The organism is Brevibacterium pityocampae (assembly GCF_039541555.1).
GTDB classification, from domain to species: domain Bacteria; phylum Actinomycetota; class Actinomycetes; order Actinomycetales; family Brevibacteriaceae; genus Brevibacterium; species Brevibacterium pityocampae.
In genome coordinates this window covers 71,435-93,659 of record NZ_BAABGL010000002.1, presented here as the reverse complement: position 1 = coordinate 93,659, position 22,225 = coordinate 71,435, and the positions used below count along the sequence as shown (strand labels likewise).

At 70.8% G+C, this 22,225-nt stretch carries 17 protein-coding genes; 6 read left to right on the top strand and 11 right to left on the bottom strand.

What is annotated here, in order from left to right; all coding sequences use genetic code 11:
* Positions 1 to 41: 41 nt before the first annotated feature.
* From dnaB to ABD883_RS00695, 11 genes are all read right to left on the bottom strand, one after another.
* On the bottom strand, positions 42 to 1,391 hold the full coding sequence (dnaB, locus tag ABD883_RS00745; protein ID WP_345029087.1) for a replicative DNA helicase: 1,350 nt from the start codon (positions 1,389 to 1,391) through the stop codon (positions 42 to 44).
* 186 nt (positions 1,392 to 1,577) lie between these two features.
* Positions 1,578 to 2,432, bottom strand: coding sequence for a MerR family transcriptional regulator (locus ABD883_RS00740; RefSeq protein WP_345029779.1), 855 nt, complete (start codon positions 2,430 to 2,432; stop codon positions 1,578 to 1,580).
* A gap of 183 nt (positions 2,433 to 2,615) precedes the next feature.
* Positions 2,616 to 3,926: a DUF445 domain-containing protein gene (locus tag ABD883_RS00735; protein WP_345029086.1), complete on the bottom strand. Its 1,311-nt coding sequence runs from the start codon at positions 3,924 to 3,926 to the stop codon at positions 2,616 to 2,618.
* Positions 3,927 to 4,270: 344 nt separating this feature from the next.
* Positions 4,271 to 4,729 (bottom strand): 50S ribosomal protein L9, encoded by a 459-nt coding sequence (gene rplI, locus ABD883_RS00730; RefSeq protein WP_295687190.1) that lies wholly within the window; start codon positions 4,727 to 4,729, stop codon positions 4,271 to 4,273.
* 19 nt (positions 4,730 to 4,748) lie between these two features.
* Positions 4,749 to 4,988: a 30S ribosomal protein S18 gene (rpsR, locus tag ABD883_RS00725; protein ID WP_137318531.1), complete on the bottom strand. Its 240-nt coding sequence runs from the start codon at positions 4,986 to 4,988 to the stop codon at positions 4,749 to 4,751.
* A gap of 28 nt (positions 4,989 to 5,016) precedes the next feature.
* Positions 5,017 to 5,661, bottom strand: coding sequence for a single-stranded DNA-binding protein (locus tag ABD883_RS00720; protein ID WP_247424337.1), 645 nt, complete (start codon positions 5,659 to 5,661; stop codon positions 5,017 to 5,019).
* Positions 5,662 to 5,695: 34 nt separating this feature from the next.
* Entirely contained in the window at positions 5,696 to 5,986 is a 291-nt protein-coding gene (gene rpsF / locus ABD883_RS00715; protein WP_137320359.1) for a 30S ribosomal protein S6, read from the bottom strand.
* A 115-nt stretch (positions 5,987 to 6,101) separates the two neighbouring features.
* The gene (locus ABD883_RS00710; protein ID WP_345029080.1) at positions 6,102 to 7,475 is read right to left on the bottom strand and encodes a hypothetical protein; all 1,374 of its coding nucleotides are present in this window, start codon (positions 7,473 to 7,475) and stop codon (positions 6,102 to 6,104) included.
* A 111-nt stretch (positions 7,476 to 7,586) separates the two neighbouring features.
* Positions 7,587 to 9,956, bottom strand: a complete 2,370-nt coding sequence (locus ABD883_RS00705; protein ID WP_345029078.1) for a transglycosylase domain-containing protein — start codon at positions 9,954 to 9,956, stop codon at positions 7,587 to 7,589.
* 137 nt (positions 9,957 to 10,093) lie between these two features.
* Positions 10,094 to 11,806: an AMP-binding protein gene (locus tag ABD883_RS00700; RefSeq protein WP_345029076.1), complete on the bottom strand. Its 1,713-nt coding sequence runs from the start codon at positions 11,804 to 11,806 to the stop codon at positions 10,094 to 10,096.
* A gap of 96 nt (positions 11,807 to 11,902) precedes the next feature.
* Entirely contained in the window at positions 11,903 to 13,372 is a 1,470-nt protein-coding gene (locus ABD883_RS00695) for a CCA tRNA nucleotidyltransferase (protein WP_295690802.1), read from the bottom strand.
* A gap of 134 nt (positions 13,373 to 13,506) precedes the next feature.
* Between ABD883_RS00695 and ABD883_RS00690 the strand changes: the two genes are divergently transcribed.
* From ABD883_RS00690 to trxA, 6 genes are all read left to right on the top strand, one after another.
* Entirely contained in the window at positions 13,507 to 13,995 is a 489-nt protein-coding gene (locus ABD883_RS00690; protein ID WP_137318527.1) for an NUDIX hydrolase, read from the top strand.
* A complete protein-coding gene (locus ABD883_RS00685; protein ID WP_345029074.1) occupies positions 13,992 to 16,364 on the top strand; it encodes a DUF6049 family protein in 2,373 nt (790 codons plus the stop codon). The genes ABD883_RS00690 and ABD883_RS00685 overlap by 4 nt, the downstream gene beginning before the upstream one ends.
* A gap of 8 nt (positions 16,365 to 16,372) precedes the next feature.
* Positions 16,373 to 18,013: a murein biosynthesis integral membrane protein MurJ gene (murJ, locus tag ABD883_RS00680; RefSeq protein WP_137318525.1), complete on the top strand. Its 1,641-nt coding sequence runs from the start codon at positions 16,373 to 16,375 to the stop codon at positions 18,011 to 18,013.
* 61 nt (positions 18,014 to 18,074) lie between these two features.
* Positions 18,075 to 20,714: a hypothetical protein gene (locus ABD883_RS00675; protein WP_137318524.1), complete on the top strand. Its 2,640-nt coding sequence runs from the start codon at positions 18,075 to 18,077 to the stop codon at positions 20,712 to 20,714.
* Between the two features lie 165 nt (positions 20,715 to 20,879).
* Complete coding sequence (gene trxB / locus ABD883_RS00670) at positions 20,880 to 21,821, top strand: thioredoxin-disulfide reductase (protein WP_247424355.1); 942 nt, start codon at positions 20,880 to 20,882, stop codon at positions 21,819 to 21,821.
* Position 21,822: 1 nt separating this feature from the next.
* Positions 21,823 to 22,143: a thioredoxin gene (trxA, locus tag ABD883_RS00665; RefSeq protein WP_137318522.1), complete on the top strand. Its 321-nt coding sequence runs from the start codon at positions 21,823 to 21,825 to the stop codon at positions 22,141 to 22,143.
* Positions 22,144 to 22,225: the final 82 nt, after the last annotated feature.

Here is a 22,225-nt window from a genome sequence, read left to right as displayed (position 1 = left end):
CGCGCACTCCGACCGTCGGCAGGGGTCTCCACACCTGCACCCTACTGCGGCATGTTCGCGAAGCGGCTCCGCGCGCCCTGGAAGGCGACCTTGATCTCCCCGGTCGGGCCGTTGCGGTGCTTGGCGACGATGATGTCGGCCTCGCCGGCGTGCGGCGACTCCTTGTCGTACATGTCGTCGCGGTGGATGAGGAGCACCATGTCCGCATCCTGCTCGATCGAACCGGACTCGCGGAGGTCGGAGATCATCGGCCGCTTGTCCGTGCGCTGCTCGGAGGAGCGGTTGAGCTGCGAAAGCGCGACCACGGGCACCTCGAGCTCCTTGGCCAGCAGCTTGAGCGAACGCGAGAACTCCGAGACCTCCTGCTGACGCGACTCGACGCGCTTGCCCGAGCTCATGAGCTGGAGGTAGTCGATGACGACCATCTTGAGATCATGCTGCTGCTTGAGGCGGCGGCACTTCGCCCGGATCTCGGTGAGCGCCATGTTCGGCGAATCGTCGATGAAAAGCGGCGCCTCATTGATCCGCGCCATCGTCGACGCGAGCGTCGTCCAGTCCTGCGGCGTGAGCTCGCCGCGGCGCAGATTCTGCAGCTTGATGCTCGACTCCGCGCTGAGCAGGCGCATCGACAGCTCGATGCGCCCCATCTCGAGCGAGAAGATCACAGTCGTCTGCTGCGCATGGATCGTAGCCGACCGCACCATGTCGAGCGCGAGCGTCGACTTGCCCACGCCGGGCCGGGCGGCGATGACGATCATCTGCCCGGGGTGGAGGCCGTTCGTCAGCTGGTCGAACTCGGTGAATCCGGTGGGCACACCGGCGGTGTCGCCTTCGTGGTCGCCGGACCGCTCGATCTCCGCGGCCGTGGCCTCGATGATCTCCGAGAGCCGGACGTAGTCCTCCGCCGTGCGCCGCTCGGTGACCTGGTAGATCTCCGACTGCGCCCGGTTGACGAGCTCATCGGTGTCACCCTCGGCGTCGTAGCCCATCTGCACGATCCGGGTGCCGGCCTCGACGAGGCGGCGCAGCAGTGCCCGCTCGCGCACGATCGTCCCGTAGAACCCGGCGTTCGCCGCCGTCGGCACCGAGGACATGAGCGTGTGGAGGTAGGCGGCTCCGCCGATCCGGGCGAGGTCGCCGGACTTCGACAGGGCGTTGGACACCGTCACCGCATCGGCAGGTTCGCCGCGGGCGTAGAGGTCGAGGATGCAGTCGTAGACGGTCTCATGGGCCGGCTTGTAGAAGTCCTCGCCGCGCATGCCCTCGACGACGTCGGCGATCGCGTCCTTCGACAGGAGCATCGCACCGAGCACGCTCTGCTCGGCCTCGAGGTCCTGGGGCGGGGTCCGCAGACCGCCCTCGGCCCGCTGCCAGTCGTTCGATTCGCTCATTCTCCCCGTCCCGCGCACAGCTCGATCCACCGGCATCGCACCGGCCACACAACTCTATCGCGGCCCGCGGACACCGGGTGCCGGGCGGTGAGCACAGGGCGCTCGGTCACCCGCCGCCGAGGCGCGCACCGGCGACGCTCTCACGCCACCGGCCGCGCGCCTCGGCTCCGGTCGGGTCACCGGGGATCACTCCCACTCGGCGGTCTCCGGGTCGACCCCGTGGGCCCGCGCCTCGGCCTCGATGACCTCACGCAGCCACGCCGCCAGGCCCGCCTCACGGGTGTCGTAGTGCTCGCGGAAGCGCGGGTCCTCGGTGTATCCGCGAGCGATGAGCACGTGCTTGGCCCGGCTCACCTCGAACCACTGCCCGATCGACTCCCGGTGCCGTTCGGCGAGCGCGCTCGCCTCCTCGGACCCGGGTTCCACTCCACGGCGCTTCGCTGCCGCGAGGTCCGCCTCGAGCGCCTCGGCCTCCTGCTTGACCTGCTCCCAGTCGGACCGGCCCATCTGCGCCTTGCGCCCCTCGGCCTCGGCCCACTCGTCGGTGGCGCCCCAGCGCTCCTCGGCCTCGTAGTGCCACTCCGGGTTCCAGTTCGAGCCGAGGACCTCGGCCTGCTGCTCGGGGGTGAGCTTCTTCTCCATGGTTTCGACCTCCATCATCTGTTCGACCGCAGACTTCATGGCCTGCAGGCGGGCGATCCGATCGGCGAGGAGATCATGCTGGCTGCGCAGCTGCTCGGCCACATCGGCCTCCGGAGCGTCGAGCAGGTCCCCGATCCGCTCCAGGCTCATCCCGAGCTCGCGATAGACCAGCACCTGCTGCAGCCGGGCGACGTCCGCCCGCCCGTACAGCCGGTACCCGGCCCACGTCCGCGCACTCGGGCACACGAGCCCCAGCGCATCCCAGTGGTGCAGCGTCCGCACGCTCACGCCCACGAGCTCGGCGGTGCGGCCGACGGTGAGTCCCGCCTCGGCATCCCCGAGGCCGGTCCCGTCCTCCGCCGGTTCCCGCCGTGCCCGAGGTGCGTGCCCGTCCGGCATCACTGCCACCGTTCTCCTTCGATCGTCGTCGTCCACAGGATCACTGTCGTGCCTCACGCGATGTGAGGGTCAAGCCCATGCACTTGGAGACCTGCCGCCCCGGGCCCACCGCCCTGCTGCCGGCCCGCGAGCCCATTGCCGACGCCGCCGGGCGGCCCTCCTCGGCGCCTGCGGCCCCGCGCCTCAGATCCTCGGCAGGATCAGCGTGATGGCGTGGATGACCAGGCCGACGAGCGCGCCGATCACCGTGCCGTTGATGCGGATGTACTGGAGGTCGCGGCCCACGTAGAGCTCGATCCGGTCCGAGGCCTCGCGCGCGTCCCAGCCGGCGATGGTGTCGGAGATGACGCTCGCGAGCTCGGGGCCGAACGACTCCGCGAGGTCGCCGGCGGCTCTCGCGATGCGGTCGTCCATCGACCGGGCGAACTCGACGTCGTTGACCATCCGGTCCGCGATCTGGGCGAGCAGGCCGCGGATCCGGGCGTGCACCTCGCCCTCGGTGTCGAGCACCGCGCCGCGCAGCAGGCGCTTGAGCGAGGCCCACACCTCGAGCACCGAGTGGACGACGCCCTCCTGCCGCAGCAGATCGTCGAGCACACCTTCGGCCCGTTCCGCGATCGTGGTGTCGCTCTTGAGCGCCTCGGCGAGTTCGAGCAGCCAGCGGTCGAGGGCCTGCCGGGCCTTGTGGTACGGCTGATCCCGCACCTCGGCGACCCAGCCGAGCACCTCCTTGCGCAGGCGGTTGGACACGGTGTCGTTGAGAAACCCGGGCACCCAGTCCGGTGCCTTCTGCGCGACGATCTCATCGATGACGCGTGGGTTGTTCGCCAGCCACACATAGGCCTCGCCGACGACGAGGTCGACGAGCCGGTGGTGCGCCCCGTCCTGCACGATCTCCTGGAGCAGCCGGCCGAGCACCGGGGACTTGTGGGTGGAGACGAGCTTGGGGACGAGGACGTTTCGGGTGATGCCCTCGATCGCATCGTCGTCGACACGCTTGAGCACGTACTCGAGGCCCTGCCCGGCCCGCTCGACGACGATCGCCTGGTTCTTCTCCTGCTCCAGCCAGTTCCCGGCCCGGCGGGTGATCTCCGCCTTCCGCAGCTTCGGCGCCACGGTGTGCGACTTGAGGAAGTTCACCGCGACGAAGTTCGACAGGCTCTCCCCGAGCACGTCCTTCTTGCGCGGAATGATCGCGGTATGGGGGATCTTGAGGCCCAACGGGTGCCGGAACAGCGCGGTGACCGCGAACCAGTCCGCGATCGCACCGATCATCGCCGCCTCGGAGGCGCGCGCAACGAAGCCCCACACGCCGGTGAGGTCGGTGAACAGATGGGTGACGAGGAAGACGAGAGCGGCGAGGACGAGCAGCCCGGTGGCCAGCCGGCGCATCCGCCGCAGCCCTTCGGCCCGCTCGGCGTCCTCCGGCTCGGTGGTGAGCGCGGGGCGCGGGGCCGGTGGCGCGATGTTCTCTCGGGTCGGAAGCTGGGTCATGTGCGCCATTGTTCCACTCCCCGCTGGAACCGGAGCACACGCGTGGGCTCGCGATCGTGGGAGTTTCGGTGGAGTGTACGCCCGTCGATGCCACCACTCTCCACCGGAAGTCGCACAGTCCGCCCGCCGGCGCCGGCCGAGCACGACGCCCCGTTCGACGGCCCCGCTCGACGGCTCCGCCCGACGGCCGCGCGCACCGCGGCCCGGCACCTGCCCGACAACGCCCGAGGCGCCGCGCCCCTGTGGGGACGCGGCGCCTCGATCGAGCGGCCGTGCGCTGAGACTGCACTATCCGGCGATTCCGTTCTCAGGAACCTTCGGATTCTGCAGTCTGGAGCAGTCGATCAGGCCTTGCCGATGACGTCGAACTTGGCGTTCGCGGTGATCTCCTCGTGCACGCGCACGGTGGCGGTGTACGAACCGGAGCTCTTGACGTGACCGGGCAGCGCGACGGCGCGACGATCGATGTCGACACCGGCGGAGGCGGCGAGCGCCTCGGCGACGAGGGCCGGGGTGACGGCGCCGAACAGGCGACCCTGCGCACCGGCCTTCATCTCGATCTTCGCCGAGGTCGACTCGAGCTTCTCCTTGAGAGCCAGGGCCTCGTCGCGGTCCGCGATCTGGCGGGTCTGACGCGACTTGCGCAGGGCGTCGATCTGCTTCTGCGCGCCCTCGCTCCACGGGGTCGCCCAGCCGCGCGGGATGAGCAGGTTGCGCGCGTAGCCCGCACGCACCTCGACGACGTCGCCGGCGGCACCGAGGCCGTCGACTTCATGGTTGAGAATGAGCTTCTTGGTAGCCATGGTTGATTCCCCTAACGGATCAGCGAGACGAGCTCGAGTAGGGAAGCAGAGCCATTTCGCGGGCATTCTTCACTGCCTTGGCGATGACGCGCTGCTCCTGCACGGTCACACCGGTGACGCGGCGGGCACGGATCTTGCCGCGGTCGGAGATGAACTTGCGCAGTGTGGACGTGTCCTTGTAGGTGATCTGCGAAGCCTCACCCGGCTTGAGCGGGTTCGCCTTCTTCTTGATCGGCTTCCGGGGGTCCGGCTTTGCCATGAGTGTCTCCTGTCAGAAAAAGTGTTGATCAGAACGGGGGCTCGTCGTCGGTCGGGTTGCCCCAACCGCCGCCCTGTCCGCTCTGCGGGGTGGACGATGCCCAGGGGTCGTCCTGCTGCGACTGCTGCGGGGGGCGGTTGTAGCCGCCCTGGCCTCCTTGGCCACCCTGGGAGTAGCCGCCACCGCCGGCATTGGGGTTCTGTCCCCATCCGCCGCCGGAGTTGCCGCCTCCCTGGCCGCCGGCGCCGCCCGCGGCATTGCCGCCGCGTCCGCCGCCATAGTTGCCGCCGCCGCCGAAGCCGCCGCTGCGCTCGTTCTTCGTCACGCTCGCCGTGGCGTAGCGCAGGCTCGGGCCGACCTCGTCGACGTCGAGCTCGAAGACCGTGCGGCGTTCGCCCTCCTTGGTCTCGAAGGTGCGGGACTTCAGGCGTCCCTGGACGATCACTCGGGAACCGCGCTGGAGCGACTCGGCGACGTTCTCGGCCATCTCGCGCCAGGCGTTGCAGCGGAGGAACATCGTCTCCCCGTCCTTGAACTCCTGGGCCTGGCGGTCGAACGTCCGCGGGGTCGAGGCGACCGTGAAGTTGGCGACGGCCGCGCCGTTCGGGGTGAACCTGAGTTCGGGATCGGCGGTGATGTTTCCAACGACGGTGATGATGGTCTCGCCTGCCATGCTGGCTCCTTAGATCAACGGCTCCGGTGAGTGATTACTTGGCGTCCGGGCGAAGGATCTTGGTCCGCATGACGGTCTCGTTGAGCCCGAGCTGGCGGTCCAGTTCCTTGGTGGTGGCCGGAGTGGCGTGGAAGTCCACAACCACGTAGTAGCCTTCGGCCTTCTTCTGGATCTCGTACGCGAAGCGACGACGTCCCCAGACATCCACATTGTCGACGGTTCCGCCATCAGCGGGAACCACCTTCAGCAGCTTTTCGACAGTGGCGCTCACATTGCGCTCGTCGAGTTCCGGATCAAGGATGAGCATGAGCTCGTAATGACGCACGTGTAACCCACCTCCTCTGGTCTCAGCGGCCATGGTCGGTCCATGGCAGGAGGGTACATACGTTGTGTCGGGCCCACCGGCGGAACGGTCCGCCGGCAGCACAGACCTCACCATTCTAGTGATTCGGCCGGGCCGTGTCACCTTCGCCGGAGCCCCCGCCCGGCACGCTGCTCGCGATGTCGGATCCGGCGGCGGCCGACACCGCATCGGCTGTCGCGTCCCGCGACATGCGGGCCGGGGGTGCGGCGCGGAGCCGCTCGGTGGCGAGGTACACGAGGAAGGCGAGGGCGAAGAGGCGCAGCAGGGTGAAGACCGACAGCCACATCGGGGACAGCCCTTCGCTCGCGTCGAGCGCGGTGACGTCGGACAGGTGGACGGCCGCCGCGAGGGCCGCCTCGGACAGCCCCCAGGCCACCTGCACCCACAGGTGCCGCACGGCGAGCGCGGCGAAGGGGACCAGCCACAGCGCGTTCCACGTGGGGGCGGCGGGCATGAACAGCAGGCTGAGGCCGAGCAGCACGGTCGCCACCGCCGGCAGCGACAGCGGTGCGGCCGACCGGCCGGCGAGCATCACGGCGCAGGCGATGCCGAGCGCGAGCACCCAGACGATCACCGATACCGCGGTGAGCAGGCCGGGGTCGAGGGACCGCTCGTAGCTCAGCAGGGAGACCACGGAGCCGCGGTCGATCGCCTCGGCCCACCAGGCCGCGAGACGGCCGAACAGGCGGCCGTCGAGGACGATGAGCACGCCCACGGCGACGATGAACGCACCGCACGCCGCGATGAGGTCGGTGGTCTCGCGGCGTGAGACCAGGACGAGGGCGAGCGCGAGGACCACGACGAGGGCGAGCGGATTGATGAACGCGGCGAGCGCGAGCAGTGCGCCGGCGACCAGGGGCGAACGCGGCACCCGGGAGGGCGCCGGCCGCAGGAGGACGACCGCCCACAGCGCCAGCGCCACGCCCACGGGGTCCAACGACTGCCCGAGGGTGAACACGATGACCGGGGAGACGAACGCCACCGGGATCCACACCCGGTCCCCGCGGCTGCGCCCGAGGAGGAGCAGGGCGATGCCGGCCGCGGCGATCGCGAGCACGTTGAGGAGGAGGACGAGGACCATGAAGAAGGCGGTGTCACCGGTCTCCGCTCCAGCGCCCAGCCGATCCGCGAGCCCCACGAGCCAGGCACTGGCGGGAGAGAACTCCGTGCTCGCTCCGGGGGCCCGGCCGGGGGCGTCCGGGAAGGTCGTCGCTGTGATCCCGTTGGCCAGGGGCGAGGCGCACATCCGGAACGAGGCGAAGGGCTGCTCCCAGCCGCGCGCCACGCACGGGGCCTGGAGGAGCACGCCGAGCAGCGTGGTCACACCGAGCAGGCACATCGCGAGCACCCCGCCGACGATCCCGTGCTGCGGGCCGCCGGTGGCCAGACGCGCACCGCTGGGGCCGCCGAGCAGCGGGCGGGCCAGGGTCTCCGGGGTGAAGCGGGTCATGGAATCAGCCTAGAGGACCGGTGACCGTGCCGCCGGACCGCAGGGGCACCGCAGGGCCCGGAGAGATCTCTCCGGGCCCTGCGATTCCGTACGGTCGAGTGCGCCGAGGTGTCAGCCGCCGCCGATGCTGTTGCCGCCGTCTTGGTCGCCTCCGCCACCGGAGCCACCGCCGGGCGGGGGCTCCGGGGCTGGGGGCGGTTCCGGCGCCGGGGGCTCCGGTGCCGGCGGCTCCGGTGCGGGAGGCGGCTCGGGTGCCGGCTCCTCGGGCGGGGGCTCCGGTGCGGGCTCCTCCTCGCGCGGCTCCTCCGGCTGCTCCTCGATCGGGGCCTCGTCCTCCTCGTCGCGCGGACGCTCCTGGCGCGGCTGGTCGTCGTCGTCATTGCCGCGCGGCCGGTCCGGATTCGGGTTCGGGTTCGGGTTCGGGCGGGCGGGCGGAGCCTGGTTCGGCACACCGGAGTCGTTCTTCGGCTTCTCGACGTCGGGCAGCTCACCGCGCTTGGGGAACTTCTCGATGTCCTCGCCCTCGAGCGCGTCATCCATGTACTGGGTCCACGCCTGGACGGGGAACGAGCCGCCGGTGATCGAGCCGCGGCCGCCGTAGGCGCCGATCTCCATCGGGTTGCCGGCCTCGTCCTCGCGGTAGATCGCCACCGAGGTCGCGAGGTTCGGGGTGTATCCGGCGAACCACGCGGAGTAGTTGTCCTGCGAGGTGCCGGTCTTGCCGGCGGCCGGGCGGCCGAGGTTCTGGGCGTAGGAGCCCGAGCCCGAGGTCACGACGCGGGACAGCGCGTAGCTCGTCTCGGCCATGACGTTCTCGTCGAACACCCGCTCGCCCTCGGTGTCGGCCTCGTGGACGACCTCGCCGTCGGGGTTCTCGACCTTCGCCACGGAATGCGGGGCCCGGTGGATGCCGTTGGCGGCGAAGGTCGCGTACGCCGTGGTCATCCGGCCCACCGTCGGGCTCGCGGTGCCGAGCACATTCGCCGCGTTGGCCTCGAGGCCGCTCGTGTCCTCACCGAGCCCGGCGCGGATCGCGACGTCCTTGGTCTTCTCCGGCCCGACCTCGATGTTCAGCTGCGCGTAGGCGGTGTTGATCGAGCTCTCGGTGGCCCGGAGCAGGCTCACCGAGCCGTAGTTCGCGCCGCCGTAGTTGTTCGGCCGCCACGGGGTGCCGTCGTACATCATCGTCGTGCCGCTGTTGCCGGCGAAGTGGTCGGTGAGTCGGAACCCGTTCTCGAATCCGGCGACCAGGGTGAAGGGCTTGAAGGTCGAGCCCGCCTGGGTGATGTCCTCCGTCGCCTGGTTCTGCTGCCGCTCGAGGTAGTCCTCGCCGCCGTACATCGCCTTGATGCCGCCGGTCTTCGGGTCGATCGACATGAGTCCGACGTGCATGCCCTTCTTGAGCTCGGGCAGGTCCTCGACGGCATCGATCGCGGCCTCGACGTCCTCCTGGTTGTAGGTGGTGTGGATCTGCAGGCCGCCGCGGTCGAGCATCTCCGGGGTGATCCCGGCGTTGACGAGCTCCTTGCGGACATTGTCGAGCAGGTAGCCGTTCTGGCCGCGGAACTGGTTGTCCTTCTTCGCCTCGGACAGCTCCGGCATCTCGGTGCTCGCGGCCTCGTCCTCGGTGATATAGCCGAGCTCGGCCATGTTCTCCAGCACGTAGCGGAAGCGGTCCTCGTACTCCTCCGGGCTCTCCGCGGGGTCCGCGGCACCGGGGCGCTGGATCATCGCGGCGAGCAGCGCGCTCTCCGGGACGTCGAGCTCGGAAGCGGGCTTGCCGTAGTAGTTCTGCGCGGCGACCTCGATGCCGTAGCTCTGCCGGCCGAGGAAGATCGTGTTGAGGTAGTTCGCGAGGATCTCGTCCTTCGTCAGCTCCTGGTCGACCTTGATCGCGATGAACATCTCGCGGACCTTGCGGTCCATGCTGCGCTCGTTCGTGAGGTAGAAGTTCTTGACGTACTGCTGGGTGATCGTCGAGCCGCCGCCGGCGTAGTTGTCGGTGACGACGCCCCACACCGCGCGGGACAGGCCCTTGATGGAGATGCCGCGGTTCTCGTAGAACGACTGGTCCTCCGCCGCGATCGCCGCCTGCTGCATCGCCGGGGAGATCGCGTCGATCGGGACGCTGCGGCGGTCCTCGATCTTGAAGGTGCCGAGCGCGGTCTCGCCGTCGTCCCAGTAGACGGTCGAGGTCTGACCCTCGGCCTCGACGTTGGGCTCGGGCACGTCGGTCACCGCGTAGCCGATGCTGAACAGGCCGATGACGAGGACGAACAGCGCCAGCACCCCGACGCCGATGAGGCGCAGGGACGGCAGCCAGCGGGTCCACCCGGTCACCCCCGAGCGGGGGTAGTTGAGCAGACCCTTGTTCACCCCGGACCTCCCGGTGGAACTTGCGGCGGCCGAACCGGCCGCGGCGGTCTTCTGGTGCTTGGCCAAAGATTCTCCCTCGTCGCGCGAACCGGGCAATTCAAACACGCTAACTTTGGAAGTCGATGAGCGTGAGGTGTGAGCGTGCGCACTCGAGCCCCGGACCCGAACGCCCGCGACCCGTCTCCGAACCGCCGGGCCGGCCCCGCCCGAGGCGCCCCGGGCCGGGCGTCACCGGTCCGGACTCAGCCGCGCAGCTCGGGGAAGTCGGCGTCGGAGTACTCGGTGTGCTCGACCGTCGTCGCCCCCTCGTCGGGGTGGAGATCGCGCTCCCGGCTCCGCAGCTCGACCCGGCGGATCTTGCCGGAGATCGTCTTCGGCAGCTCGGTGAACTCGATCCGCCGGATCCGCTTGTACGGGGCGAGGTTCTCGCGGCAGAACCCGAGGATGTCGCGCGCGAGCTCCGGGCTGGGATCCCAGCCGTAGCCGAGCACCACGTACGCCTTGGGCACCGCGAGCCGGACCGGGTCGGGCGAGGGCACGACCGCGGCCTCCGCCACGGCCTCGTGCTCGATGAGCACGCTCTCGAGCTCGAACGGGGAGAGCCGGTAGTCGCTGGCCTTGAACACGTCGTCGGCACGGCCTACGTAGGTGATGAAGCCGTCCGCGTCCCGGGAGGCGACGTCGCCGGTGTGGTAGACGCCGTCCTCGAACGCCTCGGCGGTGCGCTCCTCGTCGTGCCAGTAGCCGGCGGTCAGTCCCACCGGGCGCGGGTCGAGGCGCAGGCAGATCTCGCCCTCGTCGCCGATCTCCCCGGTCGCCGGGTCGCGCAGCACCACGTCGTAGCCGGGCAGCGGCCGGCCCATCGAGCCGTACTTGATCGGCTGGCCGGGCGGGTTGCCGATCTGCAGGGTGGTCTCCGTCTGGCCGAAGCCGTCGCGGATGAGCACTCCCCAGCTGTCCTTGACCCGGTCGATGACCTCCGGGTTGAGCGGCTCGCCGGCGCCGAGCGCCTTCTGCGGCGGGGTGGACAGCAGGCCGAGGTCGGCCTGGATGAGCATGCGCCACACGGTGGGCGGGGCGCAGAAGCTCGTCACGCCCACCCGCTCCATCGTGGCCATGAGCGCCGGGGCGTCGAAGCGGGAGTAGTTGTAGAGGAACACGCAGGCCTCGGCGATCCACGGGGTGAAGATGTTCGACCACGCGTGCTTGGCCCAGCCCGGGGAGGCGACGTTGAGGTGGATGTCGCCGGGCTCCATGCCCATCCAGTACATCGTCGACAGGTGTCCGACGGGATAGGACACATGGGTGTGGGCGACCATCTTCGCCTTCGAGGTGGTGCCCGAGGTGAAGTAGAGGAGCAGCAGGTCGTCCGCCGGGGTCGGCCCATCGGGCTCGAACTCCGCGGGGAACTCGTCCGCCGTGGCGTAGGCGATGTCCCCCTCGCGGGTCGGCTCGCCGCCCACGAAGATCCGGGTCAGCGGCAGGTCGACGGCGTCGAACTTCGCGGCATCGGCGGCGGTGGCGACGACGAACGCGGCCTCACCGCGCTCGGCCCGGTCGGTGAGGTCGGCGGCCTGGAGCTGGGTGGTGGTCGGCAGGAGCACAGCGCCGAGCTTGATCCCGGCGAGCATGGTCTCCCACAGCTCCACCTGGTTGCCGAGCATGACCATGACGTGCGAGCCGCGGGTGACGCCGGCGGCGCGGAGCATGTTCGCCACCTGGTTCGAGCGCGCTGAGAGGGTGCGGTAGCTCCAGATCCCCTCGGTGCCGTCCTGCTCGACGATCCACAGCGCCGGGGAGTCGTTGTCGCGGGCGACCTCGTCGAACCAGTCGAGGCCGAAGTTGAAGTGCTCGAAGCGGGGCCAGGTGAAGGCGGCGCGCGCCTGTTCGAGGTCGGTGCGCATCTCGAGCAGGCTGTCGCGGGCCTGCCGGAACGTGTCCGTCGCGGTGCTCATACGGTCTCCTTCGATGTATTCCGTCACCTCTGGCTTCAAGGTACCAGGCACCGGAGGCGCGGAACCGGGCGTCTCACGGCACTTCCCGCACTCCGGTCATCCCTGTCGTGCGTCCCACCATTCGCGCAGCACCGCCGCAGCGCGCTCCTCACCGAGCGGGCCGTGCTCCATCCGCTCCTCGAGGAGGAAGCGGTAGGCCTCGCCGACCTCGCGCCCGGGCGGGATGTCGAGCAGCGCCATGATCTGCTTCCCGTCGAGGTCGGGGCGGATCGCGTCGAGCTTCTCCTGCTCGGCGAGCGCCGTGATCCGCTCCTCGAGGTCGTCGTAGGCATGCGCCAGCCGCTCGGCCTTGCGGCGGTTGCGGGTGGTGACGTCGGACCGGGTGAGGATGTGGAGCCGGGGCAGCAGGTCCCCGGCGTCGGTGACGTAGCGGCGCACCGCGGAGTCCGACCAGCCGGCGTCCCCGTAGCCGTAGAACCGCAGGTGGAGCTCGACGAGCCGGGCGACCTTCTTCGTCGTGTCCTTGTCGAAGTGGAGGGCCTTCATCCGCTTCGCCGTCATCTTCGCCCCGACGACGTCGTGGTGGTAGAAGGTCACCGCACCGCCCGGCTCGAAACGGCGCGTCGAGGGCTTGCCGATGTCGTGCATGAGCGCGGCGAAGCGGACGACGAAGTCCGGCACCGGGAGGCGCTGCGGGTCTCCTTCGGCGATCCCCGCCTTCTCCTGCCGGGCGGCGTACCGGGATTCGAGCTCGATCGCCTGGTCGAGCACGGTGAGGCTGTGCTGGTAGACGTCCTTGTGGCGGTGGTGCTCGTCGCGCTCGAGGCGCAGGCCGGCGACCTCGGGCAGGATGCGCTCGGCGAGCCCGGTGTCGACGAGCAGCTCGATGCCGCGGCGGGGTGCCGCCCCGCACACGAGCTTGACGAGCTCGTCGCGCACGCGCTCGGCGGACACGATGTCGATCCGCTCGGCCATCCCGGTCATCGCCTCGACGACCTCGCCGGCGGCGGCGAAGTCGAGCTGGGAGGTGAAGCGGGCGGCGCGCATCATCCGCAGCGGGTCGTCGCCGAAGCTCATCTCCGCGCTCCCCGGGGTGCGGATCCGGCCGGCCTCGAGGTCCGCGAGCCCGCCGAAGGGGTCGACGAACACGCGGGCGGGCAGCCGCACGGCCATCGCACCGATCGTGAAGTCGCGGCGCAGCAGGTCGTCGTCGAGGGAGTCGCCGAACGCCACGGTGGGCTTGCGGGACTCCGGGTCGTACGCCTCGGCGCGGTAGGTGGTGATCTCGATCTGGTAACCGGAGCGGATCATCCCGATCGTGCCGAACCTCCGGCCGATGTCCCAGTGCGCATCCGCCCAGCCGGTGATGAGCCGGAGGATGTCGTCGGGCCGGGCGTCGGTGGTGAAGTCGAGGTCGGGCATCCCCCGGCCGAGCAGCGCATCGCGCACCGAGCCGCCGACGAGTGCGAGCTCGAACCCGGCGTCGGCGAACCGCTGCCCCAGGGGGCCGAGGATGGGGTCGAGCCCGTCGAGGGCATCGGCCAGCCGGGCATGGGCCTGGGCCAGGAACACCTGGGACCTCCTTGGGATCGCGTCGTCCCGGACCGTCGGGTCGGGGACCCTCACCAGGGTACCGGCGCAGGTCCCGGTGCGGGCGCGACGGCCACGAAACCTCCAGGTGCGGACGATAGAGTGAAGTCATGCCCAGGCCGTTGCCGAAGCCCGGACCGTTTCCGGTGCGCTCCAACACCGTGGAGGAGACCTCCGCGGGCGGCATCGTGGTCGATTTCTCCCGTGCGGACCGGCCGGTCGCGGTGATCGCACGGATCAACCGGGCCGGGCGCCTCGAATGGTGCCTGCCCAAGGGTCACCTCGAGGGCGAGGAGACCGCCGCGCAGGCGGCCCGCCGCGAGGTCGCCGAGGAGACCGGCGTCGAGGGCAGCGTCGTCGCCCCACTCGGCAGCGTCGACTACTGGTTCTCCGTCGCCGGCTACCGCGTCCACAAGGTCGTCCACCACTTCCTGCTCAGCGCCACCGGTGGGGAGCTCACCGTCGAGAACGACCCGGACCAGGAGGCGATCGACGCCGCCTGGGTGCCGTTCGACGAGCTCGGCTCGCGCCTGACCTTCGCCAACGAGCGCCGTATCGTCGCCGCGGCCCGCACCGTCCTGCCCCGGTACGCGCCGTGACGCTCGCCTCCCCCCGGCGCGGCGCCACCCTCGTTCTCCTCGCACTCCTCGTGCTGCTCCTCAGCGGGCTGCCGTTCCAGCTCATCCCCGCCGCGGCCGGCCCCGTGCCCCAGCCCCCGGTGGGGGCCCCCGATCCCGCAGCCGAGGCGCCCAGCACCCCGGAATCCGCCCAGGAACCGGGCACCGAGCTCGTCGTGGTCGACGAGATCACGCCCTGGCTCGACCCGGACGGCGCCCTGCGGGTGTCCGGCACGGTGATCAACCGCAGCGACACCGATCTGCGCACCCCGGCGCTCGAGCTGCGGATGTCCACCGATCGCCTCGACTCCCGCCTCCAGATCAACCGGTGGAGCGAGCGCGGCGGCCGCCACCGGATCCTCGCCGCGAGCACCGACACCCCGCCCGACGACGCGGACGGCGCGCCCCAGGTGCCCGACCTGCCGGACTCGCTGGCACCGGGACAGGTCGCCGAGTTCACCTTCGAGGTGCCGGCCGACCGCCTCGAGCTGCCCACCTCCTCCCCGATCTCCGCCTGGGGGGCGCGCGGGGTCGAGGTCGCCCTGTCCGGCCGGACCGATTCCGGTGCCGTCGCCGGCTCCGCGACCGGGTTCACCACCTGGTATCCGGACCCTGACCCGGACCCCACCTCGATCACCCTCGTCATGCCGGTGACGCTGCCGGGCTTCTCCTCCACCGGTCTCCTCCCGCAGGAGACGCTCGAACAGGCCGCCGGGCCGGAGGGCCCGCTCACCGCGCTCCTCGCCGCAGCCGAGGTCGACCCGGCGATCGCGCTCGCGATCGACCCGCGCCTGCTCGCCTCGATCGACTCCGCGCTGCGCGCGTCCGAACCCGCCGAACCGGAACCGTCCGCACCCCTGCCCACCGGGACGGCCGCGCCGAGCGAACCGTCCGAGCTCGTCACCGAGCCGGCCGACGGCACCGACCCCACCCCACTCCTGCGGGACTGGTTCACCCGCTTCGCCGATCTCGCCGAAGGCCGCACGCTCATCGCGCTGCCCTGGGCCGACGCCGACCTCGCCTCGCTCACCGAGGGTGACCTCGACGGACTCGCCGAACGGGCGCAGGAGGACGCGGCGATCGTCACCGAGATGTTCCCACAGGCCCGCACCGATGTCGTGTGGCCGGTGTCGGGCACCGTGACACAGGAACACCTGCCCGACCTCGTCACCCCGGACACGAACACCGTCGTCGTCTCCGACCTCCAGCAGCCGGCCCTCACCGGGTACACCTCGGACGCGCACTCGACGGTGACCGTCGCCGCGGGCCCTGAGGACGGAACGGGCGCGGACGACTCGGGATCCCGCGCGGCGGCCGACGACCCGGGCGACGGCTCCGGCGCCATGGAGGGCGGCGCGCGGGACACCTCGGCGGTCTCCCCGCGGATCCTCGACTCGCTCGTCGTCGACACCGGGCTCTACGACGCCGTCGCCACCGCTGGCGCAGCCGGGGCGCCCGCCGCAGCGGTGAGTGAGTACGTCGCGGAGAGCTCCGCGATCACTGCCGAGCGCCCCTACGACTCCCGCCACCTGTTCGTCACCCTGCCGCGCACGGCCGCGGACAGCTCCTGGCGGGACATCGCCGAGGCCACCCGCTCCGCCCCGTGGCTGGCCTTCCGCTCCGTCGACGCACTCCTCGAGGGGCAGCCGGTGTCCCGCGCCCCGGTCGTGGCCTCGACCCGTCGCACCGGTCTGACCGCCGAGGCCATCACCGGGCTGCGCTCCGCCCACTCCGCGGTGGGCGATTACGCAGCGGTGTTCAGCGATGCGGACTCCGCGCGCCGCGACCTCGACCGGATGATGCTCGGCTGCGCACAGGCCGCCTGGGCGGACGCCCCCAACCGCGCCGAGTGCACCGAGGCGCTCGACACCGAGGTCGCCGCGCTCACCAGCAGCATCCGACCCGAGGAGGGGTCCCCGGTGCTCCTCGTCACCGGCGAGCGCACGACGATCCCGATCCGGGTGGAGAACACCTCGGGTCGACCCGCGACGGTCACCGTGCGCGTCACCGCGCCCACCCCCCAGCTGCGCACCGCGGTGAGCGAGACGGTGGAGCTCTCGCCGCACGAGAGCACGCGCGTTGACGTGCCCGTCGAGGGGCTCGCGAACGCCGACCTCATCACCCGGGTGGAGATCGTCGCGGACAACGGCTATGTCGTCCCGCACACCGGGGAGCTCATGGTGCGGGTGCGCGCCGACTGGGAGAACATCGGCACCGCCGTCATCGCCGCGGGCCTCCTCATCGTGTTCGTCGTCGGCCTCGCGAAGTCCGTGTCCCGCGGTCGGCGTAAGATTCCCAAGAGCCAGCTCGAGGCCGCCATGGCCCGGGCGCAGCAGAACGACCGAGGATAGGAGAACGGGTGGCACGCACCGGGATCTCCTCACTGGCGAAGTCCTCGGCGGTGATGACTGCCGGCACGCTCGCCTCGCGCATCCTCGGCTTCGTCAAGACCATGCTCCTGGCGACCGCGATCGGCGTGACGATCGGCGGCGCGGCCGACGCCTTCGACGTCGCCAACAAGGTCCCGAACAACCTCTACATGCTGCTCGCCGGCGGAGTCCTCAACGCCGTCCTCGTCCCGCAGATCGTCCGCGCGACCCGCCGCTCCGACGGCGGCCGGGACTTCACCAACCGGCTCCTCACGCTCACCCTCGTGCTCCTCCTCGGCGTCACGGTCATCGCCACCCTGTGCGCTCCGCTCCTCGTCCGCCTCTACTCCTCGTCCGCCTGGAGCCCGGAGCAGACCGCGCTCGCCGTCGCCTTCGCCTACTGGTGCCTGCCGCAGATCTTCTTCTACGGCCTCTACACGATGCTCGGGCAGGTGCTCAACGCGCACTCGTCCTTCGGTCCGTACATGTGGGCGCCGGTGGTCAACAACCTCGTGTCGATCGCCGGCCTCATCGTCTTCATCGTCGTGTTCGGCCCCGGCGAGGCCGGTCAGCACGCCGTCGGCACCTGGGACACCCCCAAGCTCGTCCTCCTCGCCGGCTCCGCCACGCTCGGCGTCGTCCTCCAGGCGCTCGTCCTGCTGTGGCCGCTCAAGCGCATCGGGTTCTCCTACCGGCCGACCTTCGGCTTCCGCGGCTTCGGCCTGCGCACCGCCGGCACCGTCGCCGGCTGGACCTTCGCCGCGGTGCTCATCGGGCAGCTCGGCTTCATCGTCACGAGCCGGGTCGCCGCCTCGGCGTCCTCGACCGGCGGGGAGGCCTCGGCATCGAACGCCGCGTACTCGGTCTCGTACCTCATGTTCATGCTCCCGCACTCGCTCGTCGCGGTGTCGCTCGCCACCGCGCTCTTCACCTCGATGAGCTCGTACGCCGCGGAGGACGACACGCGCTCGGTGCGCGGCTCGCTCACCCTCGGCCTGCGGGTGGTCGGGCTCGTCAACATGTTCGCCACCGTCGCCTTCATCGCGCTCGCCGGCCCCGCCGCGATGCTCATCGGCGGCGGATCCCAGGCCCAGGCCCGCTCGATCGGCCTCGTCCTCGTCACCATGGTCATCGGCCTCGTCCCGTTCAGCGCGAACTATCTGCTCCAGCGGGTGTTCTACGCCTACGAGGACGCCCGCACCCCGTTCTGGGTGCAGGTGCCGCAGGTCGCGCTCACCGCCGGCGGCGTGATCGCCTCCGGTGCGCTCCTGCCACAGCAGTTCGTCGTCGCCGGGATCGGACTCTCGATGAGCGTCGGCTACCTGTTCGCCTGCATCACGAGCGCCGCCCTGCTGCGCCGCCGCCTCGGGCATCTCGAGTCGACCGCGATCCTCGTCGCCCACCTCAAGTTCGCCGTCGCCGGTGCGCTCGCCTGCGCGGCGGGGATGGGTCTGCTCGCGTGGGCGGGCGAGGGCGCCTGGGCCGGGCGCGCCGGTGCGCTCGTCACCGTCGGCTGGATCGGCATCGTCATGCTCGGGGTGTACCTCGGCGTGTGTTGGCTGCTGCGGGTGTCGGAGCTCCACGCGGTCGCCGCCACGGTGCGCGCCAAGGTGAATCGCGGCGCGGGCTGAGACGAGGGCGCGGTGCCGAACGGTAGTATTCGACTCTGAGGCGAAGCATGACTCTGCGGAGGTGGTCCCCCTGATCAACATCGAACGCGGCACGGTCATCGCCGACCGGTACGTCGTCTCCGAAGTCCGCCGACCCTGGTTGGCCGAGTTCCCCGAAGCGGGAACCGTGTGCCTCGTCATCGACGCCATCCTCGATGAGCCCGCGCAGCTGTTCGCCGCCGACGCCTCCCGCTCCGGCGACCTCCTCGACGCCGCCCGCCGCGCCTCGCTCCTCACCGATCCCCGGATCCCCGACATCCACGACGTCGGACGCGCCGACGGCATCGACTTCGTCGTCGTCGACCGCACCGAGGCCGTCGGCCTGCCCGCCCTCCTCGGCCACGGGCCGCTCGACCCCGAGGCGGCCCGCGCACTCGTCGGCGAGGCCGCGACCGCCCTCGTCCACGCCTCGAAGCGCGGCCTCCACCACCTGTGCCTGGGCCCGGAGTCCATCGCCCTGACCCCCACCGGAGAGGTCGAGGTCCAGGGGGTGGCGATCGACGCCGCCGTGGCCGACGGCCCCTACGAGCTCGGCCTCGACGCGCTGTCGAGCCGGGAGGCGCTGCGCGAGGACGCGCTCGCGCTCGTCAACATCCTCTATGCCGCGCTCACCGCGCACTGGCCCGGGCCCGAGGCGCGCAGCGGACTCGAGCCCGCGCCCAAGAAGAACGCCCTCATCGTCCGCGCCGAGTCGGTCACCCCCGGCATCCCGCGCGACCTCGAGGAGTTCGTCTCCGGAGTCGTCTCCAAGACCGAGGCCGGCCCGCGCAGTCCGAGCGAGATCGTGCGCTACCTGGGCGAATGGGACACCCGCGCCCTCCACCGGCTCGCCCGGGGCGGAACGGCCGAGCCCGGTGAGCCGCTGTTCCCCGGCGGCACTACCGACTTCAGCGGCACCCCGCGTGATTCTGCGCCCGGCAGCACCGCCGACGCTGCGAAGCGGGCGCCCGGACAGGCCCCGGGCGCCGAGTCCCCGGCGGGACGCCTCCCCGACACGGCAGGTCCGGCCGGAACCGGCGCTGCCGCGGCCGCCGCCGCCGCGGCGGGCACCACCGCCGGAAGCACCCCGTCGCTCCCCGAGCGCAACACTCCCGCAGGGACTTCCGCCGGTGGCCGCAGCGGATCGCGGCCGAGCCGCACCCCCGTTGCGACACCCGCACCCGCCGCAGAGGAGTCCGCACCCACCCGCCGCGCCACGCCGCAGCAGCTCCAGGCCGCGCTCAAGCGCATCGGCATGGTGCGACCGGGCACCACCGGGCTGGCCGCAGGCCGCTCCGGCAGCGAGACCTCCCCGTTCGACGACCAGATGCAGATGCGTCGGGCGTCGACCTTCCCCGTGGCCGCGGCGAGCATGGACGAGGTCGCCGACGACACCCGCGAATGGCAGCCCGAGGACACCTTCTCGAGCTACTCCGAGTACGCCTCCCGCGAACAGGACCCCAACCTCACCGCCCCGATCCTCGATCGTGACGCGATGTGGAACGACAGCGAGGACACCCAGGTCATCGAGCTCGACCGGGCCCCCGATCCCGAGGGCTCCGGTGAGGACGAGGACGACGGCTCGTGGTTCCTCGGCGGGATGTTCACCACCCGCGAGGAGGAGCTCGCCCGCCAGCGCGCCGAGTTCGAGCGCGAGCGCCGTCTCCAGCAGGAGGCCGAGGAGCGGCTGCGCCTCTCGGACCCGAACCGGCGGACCTCGCGCGGCGGAGTCGCCCACGACCTCGACGATTCCCCGATCGATGACGCCGCGGGGCCCAGGCCCGGGGCCGGGGCCGGGGCCGGAGTCAGGGCCGGTAACGGGGCCGCCGCAGCATCCCGCGGCGGGGCTGCGGCTGCTCTTCGCAGCGGTTCCGAAACGAACGGCGATGATGCTGCCGAGACTCCGGAACAGGGTTCGAACCCTGCCGAGAACGCCGTCCGCTCGGACGCGACTACAAACGTTTCCGCACTTCAGACGGGTTCCAGCCCTACGCATTCCAAGCGCGCTCACACGAGTGCTGTCGCCGGTGCCGCCGCCGGAAGCGGATCGTCCGGTGCCGGTCCCGCGGATCGCGGATCGCGCAGCAGCTCGCTCAAGCCGCTGCCGCTCATCATCGGGGTCCTCGCCGTGCTCGTGGCGATCGGCCTCATCATCGGTCTCTTCGTCCGCCCGGGCGACGATCCGACGGCCGGTGAGACCACCGCTCCGCCCGCGGAGCCGTCCTCCGCAGAGCCCTCGCCCACCGAGGAGGCCGGTCCGCCCCCGGTGATCGCGGCCGCCGAAGCTCTCGACCCGGAGGGGGACGGCAGCGAGAACGACGCCGATGCGGAGAACGTCCTCCCCGGAGTGTCCGGAGTCTGGGAGACCGACCGGTACAACTCCGCAGAGTTCGGCAACCTCAAATCGGGCCTCGGGCTCGGCCTCGAGCTCGAGGATGAAGCGACCATCTCCTCCGTCGCGATCATCTCCGGCACCCCCGGTGGCGCCGTGGAGATCCGCGTGGGCGACTCGGCCGACCCGGAGGACGCGGAGACCGTCGCCACCGGCGAACTGCCCGACGACACCGGGACCATCGAACTCGACGAACCGGCCACGGGCACCCACGTGTTCGTCTGGATCACCGAGCTGCCCTCGGTCTCCGAGGGCTACCGCGCGCGGATCAGCGAGATCGAGCTGTCGTGACACCGCGGTCCCGGGCCACCTGTCCGGGCCCGCGGCAGCGCGCGCGGAATAACCCCGTGCACCGTCCTGTTGTGCGTACATCGAACTGATCCACCCCTCGCCTGCTCATCACGAGCAGGCGCCGTCACGACCGGCCCGCTGAGCCCCGGTCACCGAGGAGAATCCATGACCGAACGCCACGTCGTCATCATCGGCTCCGGCCCTGCCGGGTACACCGCCGCGATCTACGCCGCACGGGCGAATCTGCAGCCTGTCGTCATCGCGGGATCGGTGACTGCCGGCGGCGAGCTCATGAACACGACGGACGTCGAGAACTTCCCGGGCTTCCCCGAAGGCGTGCAGGGGCCCGACCTCATGGAGAGCATGCGGGCGCAGGCCGAACGCTTCGGTGCCGAGGTCGTGTACGACGACGTGACCGAGCTGCGGATGAATCCCGGCGCCCACGGCATCACCACGGCCCTCGGGACGGAGTACACGGCGCGCGCGGTCATCCTCGCCACCGGCTCGGCCTACCGGGAGCTCGGGCTCCCCAATGAGAAGGCGCTCTCCGGCCACGGCGTGAGCTGGTGCGCCACCTGTGATGGGTTCTTCTTCAAGGATCAGGAGATCGCTGTCGTCGGCGGCGGGGACTCGGCGATCGAGGAGGCGACCTTCCTCACCCGATTCGCCTCCAAGGTCACCCTCATCCACCGCCGCCAGGAGCTGCGCGCCTCGCAGGCCATGCAGGACCGTGCCAAGGCCGACCCGAAGCTCGAGTTCCTCCTCGACTCCGAGGTGGCCGAGATCCACGGTGAGGACGCGCTCACCGGGCTCACCGTACGCAGCACCGCCACCGGAGAGACGAGCGAGCTGCCCGTCACCGGTCTGTTCGTCGCCATCGGCTCCGATCCGCGCACGGAGCTGTTCAAGGATGCCCTCGAGATCCGCCCCGACGGCTATCTCGCCGTGGACGGCCGGAGCTCGCGGACCACGGTTCCCGGGATCTTCGCCGCCGGCGACGTCATCGATCCCATCTATCGTCAGGCGATCACCGCCGCCGGCTCCGGCTGCGTGGCCGCCACCGACGCCGAACACTACCTCGCATCACTCAACGACAAGGAGTCCTGAAATGACCAAGGAAGTCACCGACGCCACCTTCGACGCAGAGGTCCTCCAGTCCGACAAGCCTGTGCTCGTCGATTTCTGGGCACCCTGGTGCGGGCCCTGCCGCATGGTGTCCCCGATCGTCGACGAGATCGGCGAGGAGCAGGCGGAGAAGCTCACCGTCGTCAAGGTCAACACCGACGAGAACATGGAGACCGCCGCGAAGTACGGGATCACCTCGATCCCGGCGCTCTACGTGTTCCAGGACGGCGAGGTCGCGAAGACGATCATCGGCGCCCGGCCCAAGCCCGCGCTGCTCCAGGAGCTCGCAGAGTTCACCAGCTGATCCGTACTCAGCCGACCGCAAGGCGCCTGTTGTAAACTCAACAGGCGCCTTGCCCGTTCCCACCCCTAGTCGACCATTGCGA

Excerpts from the sequence above, each read along its gene's own strand:
- ABD883_RS00740 (WP_345029779.1), bottom strand. The coding sequence starts at position 2,432 with ATGCCGGACGGGCACGCACCTCGGGCACGGCGGGAACCGGCGGAGGAC.
- ABD883_RS00690 (WP_137318527.1), top strand. The coding sequence starts at position 13,507 with ATGCCCAGGCCGTTGCCGAAGCCCGGACCGTTTCCGGTGCGCTCCAAC.
- ABD883_RS00700 (WP_345029076.1), bottom strand. The coding sequence starts at position 11,806 with ATGAGCACCGCGACGGACACGTTCCGGCAGGCCCGCGACAGCCTGCTC.
- trxA (WP_137318522.1), top strand. The coding sequence starts at position 21,823 with ATGACCAAGGAAGTCACCGACGCCACCTTCGACGCAGAGGTCCTCCAG.
- rplI (WP_295687190.1), bottom strand. The coding sequence starts at position 4,729 with ATGGCTACCAAGAAGCTCATTCTCAACCATGAAGTCGACGGCCTCGGT.
- rpsR (WP_137318531.1), bottom strand. The coding sequence starts at position 4,988 with ATGGCAAAGCCGGACCCCCGGAAGCCGATCAAGAAGAAGGCGAACCCG.
- ABD883_RS00735 (WP_345029086.1), bottom strand. The coding sequence starts at position 3,926 with ATGACCCAGCTTCCGACCCGAGAGAACATCGCGCCACCGGCCCCGCGC.
- dnaB (WP_345029087.1), bottom strand. The coding sequence starts at position 1,391 with ATGAGCGAATCGAACGACTGGCAGCGGGCCGAGGGCGGTCTGCGGACC.
- trxB (WP_247424355.1), top strand. The coding sequence starts at position 20,880 with ATGACCGAACGCCACGTCGTCATCATCGGCTCCGGCCCTGCCGGGTAC.
- ABD883_RS00720 (WP_247424337.1), bottom strand. The coding sequence starts at position 5,661 with ATGGCAGGCGAGACCATCATCACCGTCGTTGGAAACATCACCGCCGAT.
- ABD883_RS00710 (WP_345029080.1), bottom strand. The coding sequence starts at position 7,475 with ATGACCCGCTTCACCCCGGAGACCCTGGCCCGCCCGCTGCTCGGCGGC.